This is a genomic window from Adlercreutzia caecimuris B7 (genome assembly GCF_000403355.2).
GTDB classification, from domain to species: Bacteria; Actinomycetota; Coriobacteriia; order Coriobacteriales; family Eggerthellaceae; genus Adlercreutzia; species Adlercreutzia caecimuris.
The window spans coordinates 18,738-34,560 of sequence record NZ_KE159646.1 but is presented as its reverse complement, the minus strand read 5'-3'; the positions used below and the strand labels follow the sequence as shown (position 1 = coordinate 34,560).

Sequence of the window (15,823 nt, the reverse complement as noted above, 5' to 3'; positions counted from 1 at the left end):
CCTAACCCTCCAATGCAACGTCGGTGGCGGCGAACTTGCCGTCGTCGGTCATGGCGCCGGTCAGCACCACGGTGGCGCCATCGGTCACCTCATCCGACAGGGCCCCATCGAAGGTGACGGGCAGCACGACGCTCTTGTCGCCGGACTCGGCCAGCACGAAACGGTCGCCCTGGCCCGCAGCGGTCAGGGTGCCCTCGGCCACGGTGCCGGTCACCTTCACCACTTTGCCGATCACCTCGTTGCCGTAACCGAGCAGCTGCGACACTTGAAGGGCGTTGTCGGCGTTCTCGTACTTCGAGGGGCACTTGGTGACCAAGTTGCTGCACTCCAGAACGCCGGCCTCGTTGATCTTGCCGGTGCAGATGGCGGTCACATCGTTGCCGAAGGTGGAGGAGGCGGCGCCGTCGTAGCGCACCTCCAGATGGGTGGCGGGATCGCCCTCCGGATCGTAGATCTTGAAGGTGAGCACGTTGTCGGTGGTGGCGAAGGAATCCTGCACCACGTTGCCCGATACCTGCACCTTCTGGCCCGCCTGGGGGTTCTCCGCCGCCTCGGCCACCGAAAGCGTGGTGGCGGCGGTGTTGCCGCCCACAAAGGCGAGCACCAGGATGAGCACGATGACGATGACGCCGGAGACGGCGATCATCCTCTTCTTCATCTTCGCGTTCATAATCCTCCTGTTTCCGTCGATGAGCCAGACCGGCCTCCCCGACGGTCTGAAAAATACCATCGGCCAGTATCGCCGAAACACGCGCGGGCGCGGGCGGGAACTCCGCCGAAACCAGCAGATCAGCGCAAACGCAACATTTTCGCAATGGGCTGGGCGCGGCGGAGCCGCCCGGCCGCCGTCCCGCAAAAAGCACCGGCGCGCACCGCTGGGGGATGCGCGCCGGGCCGAAGCGCGGGAGGAAGGGTTCCCGCGCGAGTGGACGAATGAGCCGAACCTAGGCGATGCCGAGCAGGGCGAAACCCTCTTCCAACTGGGCCTCGGCCTTGTCGAGGTTGGCGTGGGCGGCCTTATAGTTGTGGGCACCCTCGGAATTCTCCACCATCACGTAGTCCCAGTAGAACTGCGCATGGCGCTGAATCTGCTGGGCTTGGGCCAGTTTGTCGGCATCCAGGCTGTCCTTCTGGGCGGCCAGCTCGTCGGTGTAGCGCTTGATGTCGGCGGCGATGGCGTGCTCGCGGTCGGTAACCTCCTTCTGCCAGCCGCGCACCTCGCCCGCGATGTCCTTGTGGCAGCTGCCGCACTGCTCCGTGATCGCGGGATTCTCCAAGGGGCTCACCAGCTCATGGGAGCTGTACTCGCCGTTCTCGTCGGAGACGGGGGCCATGTGGCAATCGGCGCAGCTGTAGCCCTGCTTAGCCATGGAAGACTGCTCGGCGCCGTAGATGGTCTCGAACTCGGGATGCTGGGCCTTGAGCATGGGCGCGCCGGTCTCGGGGTGCTCCCAATCCTTGAAGCCCATCTCGTCATAGTAGGCCAAGATGGCCTCGGCGTCCATGGCCGCCAACCCCTCGTAGGGATTGCTCGTGGCCTTGGTGTCCGGATCGAAGTAGTACTCGTTGTGGCACTGGCCGCAGGTCTGGGCCTCCACGGGCACCTGCTCGGCATCGGAGCCCATGGCATGGGCGAAGTGCCGCTGGGTGACGACCACCTGGGTGGGGTCGTTCTCATGGCAGTTGTAGCAGCTGATGGGCTCGCTCATCTGCGCGAGCACCTCGGCGAAGGGGCGGGCGTAGGCCTCGTCGCCCTCGCTGTTCACCATGGCCGTGAACTGCGGCGTCTTGCAGGTGATGCAGTTGGCCAGGGTCTTGTCGTTCACGCGCGGCGTCTCCGAGATGGAACGCAGCGTGTAGCTGTGGGACGCGGCCTCGTCGTAGCCCTTGGCGAAGCCATAGCCGGCGTACATGGTGGCCAGCTCCGGGTACTCTTCCAGGTAGTTCATCTTACCCTCGGGGCTGTTGGCCTCGTTGGCCTTGTAGGTGGCGTACTGGCCCGGGTAGATGTCCTTCCAGCTGTCGGCCAGCACGACGCCGAACTCGTCGGCCTCGGGGGTCTCGACCGGAGCGGCCACAGGCTCGGACGTACCGGCACCTGTCGCGGGCTCCTGCGGGTTGCCGGATCCCGCGGGCGCGCAAGCGGCCAGGGCCGCCACCAACGCCACCGTGCCTACGGCCGTGACAGCGATGCGCATCGTCGACTTTCTCATGGTTCCCTCCTTTGATCGGCCGCGCTCATCGGCGCAGCTTCCGTTGACACGAGACTACCGCGAGGGGCCTCCCGCGAAAAGGGACGGTTCTCCGCTCATTGGTGGGGACGGAGCGAGGGCCAACCCGACGCTTCCTAGGATTCTGCCACGGGATCGCGCTCCTCCCGCCGGGTCTGCGCCCGCGCGGGAAGGCGGCCGAGGGAGAAACTCAGCGCCCGAGCGGGGCACGTGTCCACGCAGGCGCCACAGGCCATGCAGTCGCCGGCGCGCACGATGACGTCATCGCCCGAGAGCGCGGGCGCCAAAATGACGGGATCGGCCAAACACGCCTCCTCGCATCGACCACAGTGCACGCAGGCGTCGTGGTTAATGTGCACGTTCATCTGGCCCGCGCGGCCGAGGACCTGGAAGAGGCCGCCCAGCGGGCACAGTGAGCGGCACCACACGCGCCGGCTCACGAAGAGCTCGGCGATCACGATGGCCGCAAGCGTACCCGCCCCGGCAAACCCGCTGAAGGCGAGCCCCTTGTTCACCGCGCCGATGGGAGAGACGGTCTCGAAGACGGGAAAGCCCACAAGCGCCGATACCGCCACCACGGCCGCGGCCACGGCGATCTTCACGTGGCGGTCGAGCACCCGCTCGGGCACCGCGATGCCGAGGCGACGACGCAAGGCGTCAACACCCTCGCCGATGAGGTTCACCGGACATACCCACCCGCAGAAGGCCCGCCCGCGCACCAGGCCGTAGGCCACCACCACGAGGGCCGCCCCCGCAAGGCCCACTGCCGCCAGCCCGTAGCCGGAAGCGAGCACCTCGAGGGCCGCGAGCGGGTCGAGCAGCGGGATGCCAGCCGCCGCCGACGACGAGAGACTCCCGAAGAACACACCTTCGGCCGGCGTGGCAACCTCCCCATCGCCGCCCGCGTACAGCCCCGCCAAACCCCATCCGGCCAACAGCGGCGGCAAGCAGAACAGCCCGAGCATCACCACCTGAACGATCCGCCGAGCCAGCGTTATCTTTCCCATAGACCGAGTCACAATTTTCTCCTCAACAATGGCAATGCGTAGAGGGAACATGGGGTGTTCTGACCGAGCGAGTTCCGCAGCGACTGGAGCAGTCCAGAGGACTGCTCCACAAAGCGAGGACTGTCTGAGCGAATCAGAATACCCCATGGTCCCGACCGGCGAAGAGCCGCTACCCGAGCGTTTCGTCCTCGAAGTTCACGTACACCAGGTTCACGTTCAGCACGCCGGGGATCGCCACCATGCGGCTCGATACCTCGTGGGATGCTCCCGTCGAAGGCGCCTCGATGGTGACGACGATCTTGTAGCCGTTCACCTCGTGCACCTCCACCCCCTCCAGGGCCGCCAGCGCCTCGGTCACCGCGGGCACGGCCTCAGGGTGCGCCTCTACAATCAGCGAGGAGATGACCAGCTTCTCGTCTTCCATGCTCGCTCCTTCCTGCAGCAGCGGGAAAGGCAGCGGGGCCGCCCTCCCCACCACGGCAACTACTCCTGGCTCACCGGATGGCAGGTGATGCACTCGGCACGGGGGCCGTCGATGGCGCGCGTGGCGGCGTCGCCTCCCACATAGTGGTCGGCGGGCAGCGGCGTGGCCATGCTCAAGAGCACCTCGGCCGTATCGCTCGACCCATGGCAGCCGTAGCAGCCATTCGCGCCGAGGCGCTCGTAGCGCCCCTCGTGGCTCGCCGGCATGAGCGGCGGCTCGCCCGGGTTGTAGGTCGCGCCCGTGTCGGCCATAGGCTCGGAACATCCGCCCAGCGCCGCCAGGCCCAGCGCGCCGGCCAGCACGGCGGCCGCGATCGTCTTTTTCCTCTTCATGGCGCTACCCCTCAATCTTCTCGATGGAAACGCAGGTCTTCTTGAAATCGGGCTCCTTGGAAAGCGGGCAGTAGGTGTCCTGGACCACCAGGTTGATGAGCGTCTCCTCGGCGAAGAACGGCGCGAACACCATACCCTCGGGCGGCCGGGTGCGCCCCGCGGTGGACACCGTGATGTCGCAGGTGCCGAAGCGCGAGGTGAGCCGCACGCGATCGCCGTCGGTCACCCCTAAACGCTCGCAGTCGGCCGGGTTCACATCCAGCAGCGCCTCGGGAAGCGCCCGGGCGAGCTCGGGCACGCGGCGGGTCATCGACCCGGTGTGCCAGTGCTCCAGCAAGCGCCCCGTGGAGAACCAGAACGGGTACTCCTCGCTCGGCTCCTCAGCCGGCGGCTCATAGGGGCGGAACACCACCGAGGGGCGTTGGTCGGCCGACTTGTAGAAGCTCACGCCGCCGGCCTTGTCGTGCGCGCCGTAGGTTTCCACGCCGTGCTCGTCGAAGCCGTCCTCCTGCTTGCCGTCACAGAAGCGCCACAGGGTGGGCAGCCACTTCCCGTCTACCTCGCGCACCGGCCAGGTGAGCCCGTGGTTGTGGATGTACTCCTCGTAGGGCGCCAGCTGCTTGGCCTCCATCTTCAGCTTGGCCTCGGCGTTGATGGCCTCCGCGTCGGGGTTCAGGCTCGGGTTGCTGAAGGTGCGGTACTCCTCCCAGATGCTCGCGCACACCTCGCGGTCGGTTCCCTTGAAGGCGGCCGCATCGGCATCGTACCAGGCGCCGAACAAGTGGTCGAAGGCGTCCTCGCCGCCGATCTGCTCGCCGGCGAGCACCCGCTTGGCGATCTCCATGAGCATCCAGAGGTCCCATTTCGCCTCGCCGGGCGCGTCCACCGCCTTCTCGAACACGGCCGTGCGGCGCTCGCCGTTGCCGAAGGCACCCTCGCGCTCCACCCACATGGTCGCGGGCAGCACCACGTCGGCGTACTGGCAGGACAGTGTCGGGTACACCTCGGCCACGCAGATGAAGGCGTCGTTGATGCCCGCAAGATCGCCCTTGCCGAGGAAGCGCGTGAGGTTGGGCATGGAGACGGCCCAGTTGTTGTGGGCGCTCCAAAGGAAGTCGATGTTCCCCTTGGAAAGCTCGCGGAACATCTTCACCGTGTGGAAGCCGGGGGTCTCGATGGCATCCAGATAGCCGTTGGGCAAGTCCCAGATGGCCTCGGTGTAGCGGCGATGGTCGGGGTTCTTCACCACCAGGTCGGCGGGCAGGCGGTGCGAGAAGGTGCCCACCTCGCGGGCAGTGCCGCAGGCCGTGGGCTGGCCGGTGAGCGAGAAGGCGCCGTCGCCGGGGCGGGCGTAGCGGCCGGTGAGGAGGTGGATGTTGTAGATGCAGTGGTTCATCCACGTGCCGCGGTTGTGCTGGTTCACGCCCATGGTCCACAGGCTCAGCACCTTGCGGCCCTTGTCGGCGAACACCTCGGCGAGTTCCTGGATGTCCTCGGCCGGCACGCCGGAGATCTCGGCGGCGTACTCCAGGGTGTAGGGGGCCAGGCGCGCCGCGAAGGCGTCGAAGTCGATGGGCTCCACGTTGTCCACGGCCTGGCCGATGTCGGACTTGTCGTAGCCGTCGTCGGTGGCGTTGCCGAGATTCTCGGTGCCCTGCTTGAACTGCACGTGGTCGGCTACGAAGTCGTGATCGTACTTGTCGTTCACGATGAGGTAGTTGGCGATGGCGTTGGCGATGGCGATGTCGCTTCCCGGGCGGAAGGTGATCACCTTGTCGGCCGAGGCCGAGGTGCGCGTGGTCATGGTGGTCACGTCGTAGTGGCGCACGTTCCCGTCGGCGAGCTTACGAGCCGTCAGGCGCGAGTACAGCATGGGATGCGCCTCGGCCATGTTGGCGCCCCAGGTGACAAACACGTCGGTCTCGTCGATGTCAGCGTAGCAGCCGGCCGGCTCGTCGGTCTGGAACACGTTCATGAAGCCCACCACGGCGCTGGCCATGCACAGGCGCGCGTTGGGGTCGATGTTGTTGGAGAGCAGCCCCGCCTTCCAGAACTTGGCGGTGCAGTAGCCCTCCACGATGGGCTGCTGACCGCTGCCCCAGAACGCCAGCCGGCTCTTGTCAGCCTTCCACGTGTCGCGCAGCTTTCCCGCCACCAGGTCGAGGGCTTCCTCCCAGGTGGCCTCGCGCAGGCCGTCGGGGGTGCCCTTGGTGGACGCATCGTCGCGGATGAGCGGCTTGGTCAGACGATCCTCGCCGTAGAGGGCGCGGGCCAGGTAGTAGCCCTTCACGCAGTTGAGGCCGCGGCTCGAGCCATTCTCCGGGTCGCCGGTGACCGAGATCACCTTGCCGTCCTTGGCCTCCACGATAACGCCGCAGCCGCAGCCGCAGAAGCGGCACACGCCCACGGTCTTCACCGTGTCGCCGGCGAGGGCGGCCGAATCGGCGCCCGTGCCCGCGAGCGACGAGTAGCCGGCCATAGTGCCGGCAGCCGCCGCCGAGGCGAGCGCCACCGCCGTGGATTTCACGAAAGCGCGTCGAGTGAGTTCCATGGTATTCCTCCCTTATCGGTCAGGGGCGCACAGCCCCGGGTCCCCCAATGGCATGCCCGTTGCGCCGGGCCCCGTAATCGTCCGCATCGGCGCCGGCGGGCACCACCACGATGGCGGGCGCCGGATCGCTCACCGGGCAGCGCTGCTCGCACAGGCCGCAGCCGGGGCACACCTCGGCATTCACCTGCGGCGCGAACACCGCGTGGATGTCGTCGCCCTCGCGCGGACGGTAGTCGATACGTATGGCCTCGTCGATGAGCGGGCAGGCCCGGTAGCACACCTCGCAGCGCATGCCCTGAAACGACAGGCAGGTCTCCTCGTTCACGACGGCCGTGCCCATGGCGGCGTCGGCGCGCTCGGCGGGCACGGAGAGCGCCCCGGTGGGGCATGCGGCGGCGCAGGGGAAATCGACGCACAGGCGGCAGGCTTGGGCCCGTGCGTTCACGAAAGGCGTGGAAGCCTCGCGACCCGCGTTCAGGGGCGCCGCGTGAATAGCCTGGTAGGGGCAGGCCTCCAGGCAGCGGCCGCAGCGGATGCAGCGGGCGGCGAAATCGACCGGAGACGCCGCTCCCGGCGGCCGCAGCAGGGGCAGAGGCGGCGGGGCGGCAGCTAGGGCGACGCCGGCGGCGAACACCGCGGCGGCTCCCGCAGCAGCGACGATCCTCATAACGCACCCCCTCCGATGTGTTGGGGACGGTTCCTCTCCGTCCCTTGCTGCTGCCAGCATACAAGGGGGACAATCTTTCGAGAAAGGGACGCTCTGCCCCGAATATTTGGGGATGATACACGAATTTAGGGACGGTTTTCTCGAAAGTGATGGGGACGGTTCTTTGAACAATGGGGACGCATTCATGAAATGTCCTCATTTTGCTATCATGGAGCTGCCGCCGAACCTGCGAGGAGATGAGCCATGCACCTGGACGACCGCCTGGACACGCCGCTTTACCAACAGCTCTTCGACCAGCTGCGCCACCGCATCGAAGAGGGCGGCCAGCCCGAGGGCTCGCGCCTGCCGCCGATTCGCAGCATGGCCGCCGATCTGGGCTGCGCCCGCAATACCGTGGAGAACGCCTACGCGCTGCTCGCCCAGGAGGGCTACGTGAAGAGCCGGCCAGGCTCGGGCTACATCGTGCAGAACGTCGCCTTCGTGCAGGCCGATGCCGACCGCGGCGCCCTGCTGGCCGAGCCGCTCATCGGCGCCAAGGCGAGCCGGGCCCGCTACGACTTCACCTACGGCGATTTGGAGCCCGGCACCTTCCCGGCCATGACCTGGCGCGCCATCACCGACGACATCCTGCTGTCGGTGGAGAGCGCCGGCTGCGACGCCTACAACGACCCGTTCGGCGAGGAGAGCCTGCGCGCGGCCATCGCCTGGCGGCTTTCCACCCAGCGGGGCATCGACTGCACCCCGGCGCAGATCGTCATCCAGGGGGGCACCCAGACGAGCGTGCAGAACCTGCTCGCACTCTTCGACCCCGTCCGCGACGCAGTGGCCATGGAGGACCCCGGCTACGACGGCGTGCGCACGGTCATCGAGCGATCGCGCTTCCCGCTGGCTCCATGCCGGGTGGGACTCGGCACCGCCGCCTTTCTGGACGACCTGGAGACCTCGGGCGCGCGCCTCGCCTACCTCACGCCTTCCAGCCAGTTCCCCACCTGCCGCGTCATGCCCACTGACACCCGCGAGGCGGTGCTAAAGTGGGCCGAACGCCACGACGCCTACCTGCTGGAGGACGACTACTGCCGCGACTTCCGCTACCGCGAGCGCTCGCTGCCACCGCTCGCCTCCATGGACCGGCGCGGGCGCGTCATCTACATGGGTACCTTCTCGAAATCGCTCTCCCCGGCCCTGCGCATCAACTACCTCGTGCTGCCCGAGCCGCTGCGCGACCGGTGGCGTGAGGCCTTCGCGAGCTCCTACTCGCCGGTGCCGTGGCTCAACCAGCAGGTGCTCGCCCGCTTCATGACCGACGGGTCGTGGGACCGGCACCTACGTCGCGTGCAGGCGAAGAACCGTCGCAAGTACGAGACGCTCACCCGAGTGCTGAGCGCCACCATGGGCAACGACGTGGAGATGCTGGAGAACGGCACGGGGCTGCACCTGCTCGTGCGCGTACGCGACGGCCGGCCCCAAGACGAGCTGGTGCGCCGGGCCGCCGAGGCCGACGTGGCAGTGTACCCCACCAAGAAGTACTGGACGGATCCGGCGAAGCACGTGAGCTCCACGGTGCTCGTAGGATTCTCCTCCATCGCCGAGGACGACATCGAACCCGGCATCCGCGCCTTGGCCGCAGCGTGGTTCGGGTAGCGAGCGCGCGGGCGGGATCGGAGCCCCCTGCGCCCGAGCAGCGCGCGGGCGGGATCGGAGCCCCGAGCCCGAACAGCCCACAGGCCACTCCCCTTCGCGAGCTCGCATCCCCCCCCGGAAGTTTCCCGAACACGAAAAAGACCCCCGATATCGGAGGTCTTTGAGTTTCGTGGTGGAGATGAAGGGATTCGAACCCTCGGCCCCCACGTTGCGAACGTGATGCTCTCCCAGCTGAGCTACATCCCCACGAAGGTAAGCGCTTTCGCGCAGGGCAGTAGTTTGCCCCATTTGAAGGAGATTGTCAACTCTCCTTTAGGAGACGACGCGCTCCTCCATAACGTAGTCGATCAGCTCCATGGACTCGTCCACAAAGGGCGCGAACAAGGGCTCGCCGTTCTGGGACAGCTCCACCATGCCGGTGAGCACGTCCACGTACTGGTAGGACTGACGGGCGGTGCGGCCGCGCTTGCGATCGACCTCCATGATGAACAGCTGCGGGTGAACCTGGGTGAGCACGCCCTCGCTCTCGACGATCTTCGAGCGGCCCATGTTGGCGCGCACCTTCAGTCGTTGACCGACGAAATCATTCAGGGTATCATGAATGCCGTCGACGATCTTTGCCTGCTTGGCCAAATCCATTGACTAACTTCCTCACGTGTGCTGACGGTACAAGTACAGCCCCATATCATACCACGATTGTCAAGCCCCGCAACTTTTTTCGGCCGCGGGAATATCCGCAACCCCTAGCGGGGCCCATTTTTGAAGGCGGCTCCAAGAGGTGCGCAAGTCTTAGGAATGCTTGTGGATGCCGCCGTCCACCATGTAGGACTGGCCGGTGAAGTAGCCGCCCTCGTCGCTGACGAGCAGCACGATGAGCGGGGCGCAGTCCGCCTCAGTGGTGCCGATGTAGCCGAGCGGTGTCTTCGCCTCCAGGCTCTTCAGGGCCGCCGGCTGGGTCTCGCGGAAGAAGTCGGTGGCGATGATGGGCAGAAACACGTTCACCGTGATGCCGTATTTGCCCCACTCGTTGGCCGCCGTGCGGGTGATGGCGCGAATGGCCTCCTTGGCCATGCCGTAGGCGCCGAAGCCAGCGTTGCCGTCGTAGCCGGCCGCCGAGGCGGTGTTGATGACGCGACCGTGGCCGCTCTCCTTCAGGTAGGGGAAACAGGCCTTCATGAACATCATGGAAGCGAGCGGGCCGCTCTCGAAGGCCTCGAGCGCATAGGCCTCGTCAACATCGTTGATCTCGCGGTACTCCATGGCGCCCTGGGCGCAGTTGATGAGGATGTCTATGCCGCCGAAGCGCTCGACGCACTGGGCCACCACGTTGTTGATCTGGTCGACGTCGGTCACGTCGCAGGCCACGGGCAGCACCTCCCCGCCGAAGGCCTCCACTTCCGCCTTCAGCTCCTCGAGCTTCTCCACACGGCGGGCGCAGGCGCAGATCCTCGCGCCGTTCTCGGCGAGCACCTTGGCCAGGCCCCGGCCCACCCCCGAGCTGGCCCCAGTTACAATGGCCACGCGCCCCTCAAGCTTCTTCATTATGGAACTCCCATCTGATCGATCTACCGATAGGTGCACCCCGGCCCGCACGCTCGGACGGGAAAAGCCGCCGAGCCGTTGGGCGACAGGGCTTGTCAGTATAAGGGTTGCCGCGCCCAGTGCGTCGGCAGAACGGCCCGCGGAGGCTACAATGGCGTTCTCAACGGATCAGCGAACCTGCGGAAGGGAGGGGCCATGGCAACCATTGCGATGGTGGACTTCGATTTCGACGACTGCGACTTTGAGCGGGCCATGGTGGAGGCGGCGGGCATTGAGTTCACGAGCTTCAGCCACGGCCGCCACTGCACCGCCGACGAGATCATCGCCCATGCGGCCGGTGCCGACGGGATCATCACCTCCTACGGCCGCTTCACGGCCGAGGTGATCGCCGCCCTGCCGGCCGCCCGGGTCATCAGCAAGACCGGCACCGGCGTGGACAACATCGACGTGGAGGCGGCCACAGCCGGCGGCATCGCCGTGTGCAACGTACCGGCCTACGGCACCGAAGTGGTGAGCGACCATGCCATCGCGCTCGCGCTGGCATGCCTGCGACGCATCAACGAGATCGACGCCGACATGCGCGCCGGCGTGTGGGACTTCGCGCGCCGCCGGCCCTTGGGCCAGGTGCGCGGCCGCACCTTCGCCGTGGTGGGCTACGGCAACATCGGCCGGGCCACAGCCGTCAAGGCGGCCGCCCTCGGCTTCTCCGTCGTCGTATGGGACCGTCACGGCCAGCCGGGCACCCTCACGGCCGAGGGCTTTCCTCACCTCGCCTTCGACGAGGCCCTACGCACTGCCGACGTGGTCAGTTTCCACACGGCGCTCACCCCCGAGACCCGCCACCTGCTGAACGCCGACAACGTCGCCCTGCTGGGCCCAGGCGCCATCGTGGTGAACACCTCCCGCGGCGCCGTCATCGACACCGACGCCGTGGCGGCGGCCCTTGAGGCGGGAAGGCTCTGGGGCGCGGGCATCGACGTGTTCGAGACCGAGCCCGTGCCCGCCGACGCGGCCATCATGCGCGCGCCGCACACGGTGCTCACCGCGCACGCGGCCTACTGGTCGGAGGAATCGGCCGTGGAGCTGCGGCAGCGCTGCACGCAGAACGCCATCGACGTGGTGCTCGGCCGCACCCCCGAGGCCTGCGTGAACCCCGCGGTGCTTCCCCGGGCGCTCGCGAAGTAGCGGGTGCGGCGGGGCACGACCAGGGGCGTTTCGCGTAGTCGGGCGTTGGAAAATATGCTTTTCTGTACACTACCCTGACCTGCTGATTTATGAGTTTCCGCAGTTCAGAGTGGTGGTTTCTCAAACCCAGAAAAGCATATTTTCCAACTGATTTGTCCCAAAAAAGCAGGATTTCCAAACAAGAGGAGCAAGGGCCCAGCAGCATGGGCCCTTGTGCGCTAAGCGGCCAGGCGCTTGGCGATGGCCTTGATGAAATCGCCCGTGGAAAGGGTGGTCGGATTCTCAAGCGTGGTGATGCGGGCCAAGTCGCCGGTCATCTCGCCGGCCTCGATGGTATCCAGGGTAGCCGCTTCCAGACGGTCGGCGAACGCAACCAGCTCGTCCAACCCGTCCAGCTCGCCGCGCTTGCGCAGGGCGCCGGACCAGGCGAAGATGGTGGCCACGGAGTTCGTGGACGTCTCCTTGCCCTCCAGGTGCTTGTAGTAGTGGCGCTGCACGGTGCCGTGAGCCGCCTCGTACTCGTAGACGCCGGCTGGGCTCACGAGCACCGAGGTCATCATGGCCAGCGACCCGAAGGCCGAGGACACCATGTCGCTCATCACGTCGCCGTCGTAGTTCTTGCAGGCCCAGATGAAGCCGCCGTCGGCCTTCATGACGCGGGCCACGGCGTCGTCGATGAGGGTGTAGAAGTACTCGATGCCGGCCGCCTCGAAGCGCTCGGCGTACTGGTCGTCGTAGATCTCCTGGAAGATGTCCTTGAAGCGGTGGTCGTACTTCTTGGAGATGGTGTCCTTCGTGGCGAACCACAGGTCCTGCTTGGTGTCCAGGGCGAACTCGAAGCAGCTCGTGGCGAAGCTGGCGATGGAGGCGTCCAGGTTGTGCATGCCCTGGGCCACACCGGCCCCGTCGTACTCGTGCACGAGCTCGCGAATCTCGGTGCCGTCCTCGCCGGTGTACACCAGCTCCACCTTGCCGGGGCCGGGCACGCGGATCTCGACGTTCTTGTACACGTCGCCGTAGGCGTGACGGGCAATGGTGATGGGCTTGACCCAGTTACGCACGCAGGGTTCGATGCCCGCCGCGTTGATGGGAGTGCGGAACACCGTGCCGTCCAGCATGGCGCGGATGGTGCCGTTGGGGCTCTTCCACATCTGCTTCAGGTCGTACTCGTCCATGCGGGCGGCGTTCGGCGTGATAGTGGCGCACTTCACGGCCACGCCGAGCCGCTGGGTGGCCTCGGCCGACTCGATGGTGACCATATCGTCGGTGGCGTTGCGGTGCTCCAGGCCCAGGTCGTAGTACTCGGTCTTGAGATCCACGAAGGGGCAGATCAGCTCGTCTTTGATCATCTGCCAGATGATGCGGGTCATCTCGTCGCCGTCCATCTCCACCAGCGGCGTGGTCATTGCGATTTTCGTCACAGGGCCTCCTCGGGTATCGGAATTGCTCGGTGCCTATGCTACCGCGAAACATGACCACCGCGCCCCGCAATTCGCCCAGAAACAAGGATGTAACGCAGAAGGGACGCGCCGAAGAGCGACGAAACGCAGGGGCGCTGCCCCCTATCCCTTCTCCTGGAAGGCGGCGATCTCGGCGAGGAAGGGCTCGCCGTAGGTCGCGAGCTTCTTCTCGCCCACGCCGGGAACGGCCAGGAGCTCGGCGGCCGTGGCGGGACGGGCGGAGGCCATGGCGGCGAGCGTGGTGTTGGGAAACACCACATAGGGCGGCACCTCGGCCGCGTCGGCTAGGCGCTTGCGCAGGGCGCGCAGGCGCTCGAACAGGGCCTCGTCGGACGCGGCCAGCACCGCGCCGGCGCCACCGGCCGCGCGCGCTGCCGCACCCCGCTTCGCCTTGGAAGCCGTGCGCTTCATGCTCAGGGAGAAATCGTCCCGCGCCGCCTCGCGGTAGCGACCGCCAGCGCACACCACCGGGTAGGTGCCCTCGGTGATGGTGAGGTAGCCCCCGGCCGCCAGCAGCTCCACCACTTCCATGAGCAGGGGGCGCTTGGCGTCGCAGCTGCCGTAGGAGGCCGCCCGGTTCAGGCCCCGGGAGCGGATGGCCTGGGTGTCGGCCCCGCGCAGCACGTCCACCACCATGGTCTTGCCGAAGCGACCGCGCAACTCGTGGACGCAGCGCATGACCGCCCGGGCCTCGGCCGTCACGTCCACGGCCTCCATCTCGCCGGCGCAGTTGGAGCAGCAACGGGGGTCGGGCGCTGCGAGCGCAGGGCTATCCCCAGCCACAGAACCGCCCCCAGCAGCCGCAGCCGCATCGCCCGCAGCAGCCGCACCAGCCCCGCCGCCGGCAGGGCCGCCGAGCGCGAGCCCTTCTCCGCCTTCTCCGCCTTCCCCGTCTTCACCGAAGTAGCGGAGCAGGTAGCGGCGCAGGCAGTCGGTGGTGTAGCAGTAGCCCACCATGGCCTCCAGCATACGGCGGCGCCCGGCGCGCACTACCTCGGACTCCTCGGGCGTAAGAGCCTCGTTGGCCGACTCCTGCTCGATGAAGAAACGGCCCGTGGCAATATCGCCGTCGCACCAGAGCAGCAGGCACTCGGCCGGTGCCCCGTCGCGACCGGCGCGGCCGGCCTCCTGGTAGTAGGCCTCCACCGATCCGGGCATGTTGTAATGCACCACGTAGCTGACGTTGGACTTGTCGATGCCCATGCCGAAGGCGTTGGTGGCCACCATGACCGGCGCGTCGTCGGCCACGAAGGCCCGCTGGTTGCGCTCGCGCTCCTCGGGCGAGAGGCCCGCATGGTAGCGGGTGGCGGCAATGCCCCGCTCCCGCAAATGAGCGCACACCTCTTCCACGCAGGCGCGCTTGGAGCAGTACACGATGCCGCTTTCCGCCCGGCGCTCGTCGATGAAGGCGTCGAGCCGAGCGTCCTTGCGCTTCGGCTCGCAGCGCTCCACGGCAAAGCGCAGGTTAGGGCGGTCGAATCCGGTCACCGTGAGCGCCGGATCGCGCAGATCGAGCAGCCGCACGATGTCGGCCCGCACGCGCTCGGTGGCCGTGGCCGTGAGCGCCGCCACCACGGGACGGACGGGCAGGGCCGCGATGAACTCGCCGATGGCCAGATACGACGGCCGGAAATCCTGGCCCCACTGGGACACGCAGTGAGCCTCGTCCACGGCCACGAAGGGAATGGAAGCGCTCGCGGCAAAGGCGGTAAAGCGCGGGTCGGCCAGGCGCTCGGGAGCCACATACATGAGGTCGTAGGCACCAGCCTGCGCCCGAGCAAGCACCTCGGCCTGCTGAGCCGCCGTAAGCGACGAGTTCAGAAACGCCCCGCGGATGCCGGCCTCTTTCAAGGACCGCACCTGATCGGCCATGAGCGACACGAGCGGGCTCACCACCACGGTCATGCCCGGCAGCACCACGGCCGGCACCTGATAGCACACCGACTTGCCCGCACCCGTGGGCATAACGGCCAGCGCATCGCGGCCGGAAAGCACCGCAGCCACCACGGCCTCCTGACCGGGGCGGAAGTCCCGGTAGCCGAAGTGCTCCGCCAGCACGCTGCGCGCCTGCGCCATGGCATCTTCCCGCGCCCCCATCATACAACTCCCCTCCCCGCGCCCGCGTCCTCTACGTTCATAGCCGCCTCGGCCGCGTCGAGCACCTCGCGCACCGCCACCGCGTCGAGACTGCCCAGGGGAACCCGCGCACCGGGCGCGCCCTCGAACGATCCAACCACCTTGCGCAGCCACGCCACATCGTGCCAGGCGCCGAGCTTGTAGCCGGCGCAGCGCTGAATGCCCATCAGCTCGAATCCGAGCTTGCGATGCAGGTTGCGGCTCGCCTCATTGGGAACGGTCACCAAGCTGTAGGCGTTTCGCACCCCCTGCTGGGCCAGCAAATCGATCAGCGCCCAGAACAGAACGCTCCCCCATCCGCGTCCGGTGTGCGTCGGCGCAAAGTATACCGAGAGCTCCACGTTCCACTCATAGGCGTCGCGTTCTCCCAGACGGCGCGCATAGGCAAATCCCACGATGCGGCCGGCGTCTTCCACGACCAGATACGGGTAGTCGCCGATGACAGCCCTCATGCGCGCGGCGAAGGTCTCCTCGCTCGGCACCGAAGTCTCAAAAGTGATGGGGGTCTCCTCGACATAGGGGGCATACACGCCGAGCACCCCCGCGGCATCGGCAACCGTAGCCAAGCGCACGCGCACCATCGGATG

At 67.1% G+C, this 15,823-nt stretch carries 14 protein-coding genes and 1 tRNA gene; 2 read left to right on the top strand and 13 right to left on the bottom strand.

From position 1 onward, the window contains the following. Position 1 precedes the first annotated feature (1 nt). The 7 genes from C811_RS04470 to C811_RS04445 all read right to left on the bottom strand — a co-directional run bounded on the left by C811_RS04470 (position 2) and on the right by C811_RS04445 (position 7,272). Complete coding sequence (locus C811_RS04470; RefSeq protein ID WP_016308277.1) at positions 2 to 670, bottom strand: cytochrome c maturation protein CcmE domain-containing protein; 669 nt, start codon at positions 668 to 670, stop codon at positions 2 to 4. Between the two features lie 274 nt (positions 671 to 944). Beyond that, a complete protein-coding gene (locus C811_RS04465; RefSeq protein WP_016308276.1) occupies positions 945 to 2,213 on the bottom strand; it encodes an ammonia-forming cytochrome c nitrite reductase subunit c552 in 1,269 nt (422 codons plus the stop codon). A 134-nt stretch (positions 2,214 to 2,347) separates the two neighbouring features. Beyond that, a complete protein-coding gene (locus C811_RS04460) occupies positions 2,348 to 3,250 on the bottom strand; it encodes a 4Fe-4S binding protein (protein WP_016308275.1) in 903 nt (300 codons plus the stop codon). A 157-nt stretch (positions 3,251 to 3,407) separates the two neighbouring features. After that, positions 3,408 to 3,662: a chaperone NapD gene (locus C811_RS0102540; protein WP_022926340.1), complete on the bottom strand. Its 255-nt coding sequence runs from the start codon at positions 3,660 to 3,662 to the stop codon at positions 3,408 to 3,410. A gap of 59 nt (positions 3,663 to 3,721) precedes the next feature. Next, positions 3,722 to 4,054: a nitrate reductase cytochrome c-type subunit gene (locus C811_RS04455; RefSeq protein ID WP_016308273.1), complete on the bottom strand. Its 333-nt coding sequence runs from the start codon at positions 4,052 to 4,054 to the stop codon at positions 3,722 to 3,724. Between the two features lie 4 nt (positions 4,055 to 4,058). Beyond that, a complete protein-coding gene (locus tag C811_RS04450) occupies positions 4,059 to 6,605 on the bottom strand; it encodes a molybdopterin-dependent oxidoreductase (protein ID WP_016308272.1) in 2,547 nt (848 codons plus the stop codon). A 19-nt stretch (positions 6,606 to 6,624) separates the two neighbouring features. Next, positions 6,625 to 7,272, bottom strand: coding sequence for a 4Fe-4S dicluster domain-containing protein (locus C811_RS04445; RefSeq protein ID WP_016308271.1), 648 nt, complete (start codon positions 7,270 to 7,272; stop codon positions 6,625 to 6,627). Positions 7,273 to 7,515: 243 nt separating this feature from the next. Between C811_RS04445 and pdxR the strand changes: the two genes are divergently transcribed. Then, entirely contained in the window at positions 7,516 to 8,913 is a 1,398-nt protein-coding gene (pdxR, locus tag C811_RS04440; protein WP_016308270.1) for a MocR-like pyridoxine biosynthesis transcription factor PdxR, read from the top strand. 170 nt (positions 8,914 to 9,083) lie between these two features. Here pdxR and C811_RS04435 read toward each other — a convergent pair. From C811_RS04435 to C811_RS04425, 3 genes are all read right to left on the bottom strand, one after another. Beyond that, positions 9,084 to 9,159, bottom strand: a tRNA-Ala gene (locus C811_RS04435). 66 nt (positions 9,160 to 9,225) lie between these two features. Continuing rightward, complete coding sequence (locus C811_RS04430) at positions 9,226 to 9,552, bottom strand: Veg family protein (protein ID WP_016308269.1); 327 nt, start codon at positions 9,550 to 9,552, stop codon at positions 9,226 to 9,228. A 150-nt stretch (positions 9,553 to 9,702) separates the two neighbouring features. Further along, positions 9,703 to 10,455 carry an SDR family NAD(P)-dependent oxidoreductase gene (locus C811_RS04425; RefSeq protein WP_016308268.1) on the bottom strand — a complete coding sequence of 251 codons (753 nt, stop codon included), beginning with the start codon at positions 10,453 to 10,455 and terminating at the stop codon, positions 9,703 to 9,705. A gap of 195 nt (positions 10,456 to 10,650) precedes the next feature. Here C811_RS04425 and C811_RS04420 point away from each other — a divergent pair, with 195 nt between their 5' ends. Next, positions 10,651 to 11,640: a C-terminal binding protein gene (locus C811_RS04420; RefSeq protein WP_016308267.1), complete on the top strand. Its 990-nt coding sequence runs from the start codon at positions 10,651 to 10,653 to the stop codon at positions 11,638 to 11,640. Between the two features lie 218 nt (positions 11,641 to 11,858). Here C811_RS04420 and C811_RS04415 read toward each other — a convergent pair whose 3' ends face one another. The 3 genes from C811_RS04415 to C811_RS04405 all read right to left on the bottom strand — a co-directional run bounded on the left by C811_RS04415 (position 11,859) and on the right by C811_RS04405 (position 15,817). Continuing rightward, complete coding sequence (locus C811_RS04415) at positions 11,859 to 13,061, bottom strand: NADP-dependent isocitrate dehydrogenase (protein WP_016308266.1); 1,203 nt, start codon at positions 13,059 to 13,061, stop codon at positions 11,859 to 11,861. A gap of 141 nt (positions 13,062 to 13,202) precedes the next feature. Then, positions 13,203 to 15,200 carry a RecQ family ATP-dependent DNA helicase gene (locus tag C811_RS04410; protein ID WP_016308265.1) on the bottom strand — a complete coding sequence of 666 codons (1,998 nt, stop codon included), beginning with the start codon at positions 15,198 to 15,200 and terminating at the stop codon, positions 13,203 to 13,205. Beyond that, positions 15,197 to 15,817, bottom strand: a complete 621-nt coding sequence (locus C811_RS04405) for a GNAT family N-acetyltransferase (protein WP_016308264.1) — start codon at positions 15,815 to 15,817, stop codon at positions 15,197 to 15,199. Before C811_RS04405 ends, C811_RS04410 begins: the two co-directional genes overlap by 4 nt. Between the last annotated feature and the right edge of the window lie 6 nt (positions 15,818 to 15,823).

Excerpts from the sequence above, each read along its gene's own strand:
- C811_RS04470 (WP_016308277.1), bottom strand. The coding sequence starts at position 670 with ATGAACGCGAAGATGAAGAAGAGGATGATCGCCGTCTCCGGCGTCATC.
- C811_RS04465 (WP_016308276.1), bottom strand. The coding sequence starts at position 2,213 with ATGAGAAAGTCGACGATGCGCATCGCTGTCACGGCCGTAGGCACGGTG.
- C811_RS0102540 (WP_022926340.1), bottom strand. The coding sequence starts at position 3,662 with ATGGAAGACGAGAAGCTGGTCATCTCCTCGCTGATTGTAGAGGCGCAC.
- C811_RS04455 (WP_016308273.1), bottom strand. The coding sequence starts at position 4,054 with ATGAAGAGGAAAAAGACGATCGCGGCCGCCGTGCTGGCCGGCGCGCTG.
- C811_RS04450 (WP_016308272.1), bottom strand. The coding sequence starts at position 6,605 with ATGGAACTCACTCGACGCGCTTTCGTGAAATCCACGGCGGTGGCGCTC.
- C811_RS04445 (WP_016308271.1), bottom strand. The coding sequence starts at position 7,272 with ATGAGGATCGTCGCTGCTGCGGGAGCCGCCGCGGTGTTCGCCGCCGGC.
- pdxR (WP_016308270.1), top strand. The coding sequence starts at position 7,516 with ATGCACCTGGACGACCGCCTGGACACGCCGCTTTACCAACAGCTCTTC.
- C811_RS04430 (WP_016308269.1), bottom strand. The coding sequence starts at position 9,552 with ATGGATTTGGCCAAGCAGGCAAAGATCGTCGACGGCATTCATGATACC.
- C811_RS04425 (WP_016308268.1), bottom strand. The coding sequence starts at position 10,455 with ATGAAGAAGCTTGAGGGGCGCGTGGCCATTGTAACTGGGGCCAGCTCG.
- C811_RS04420 (WP_016308267.1), top strand. The coding sequence starts at position 10,651 with ATGGCAACCATTGCGATGGTGGACTTCGATTTCGACGACTGCGACTTT.
- C811_RS04410 (WP_016308265.1), bottom strand. The coding sequence starts at position 15,200 with ATGATGGGGGCGCGGGAAGATGCCATGGCGCAGGCGCGCAGCGTGCTG.
- C811_RS04405 (WP_016308264.1), bottom strand. The coding sequence starts at position 15,817 with ATGGTGCGCGTGCGCTTGGCTACGGTTGCCGATGCCGCGGGGGTGCTC.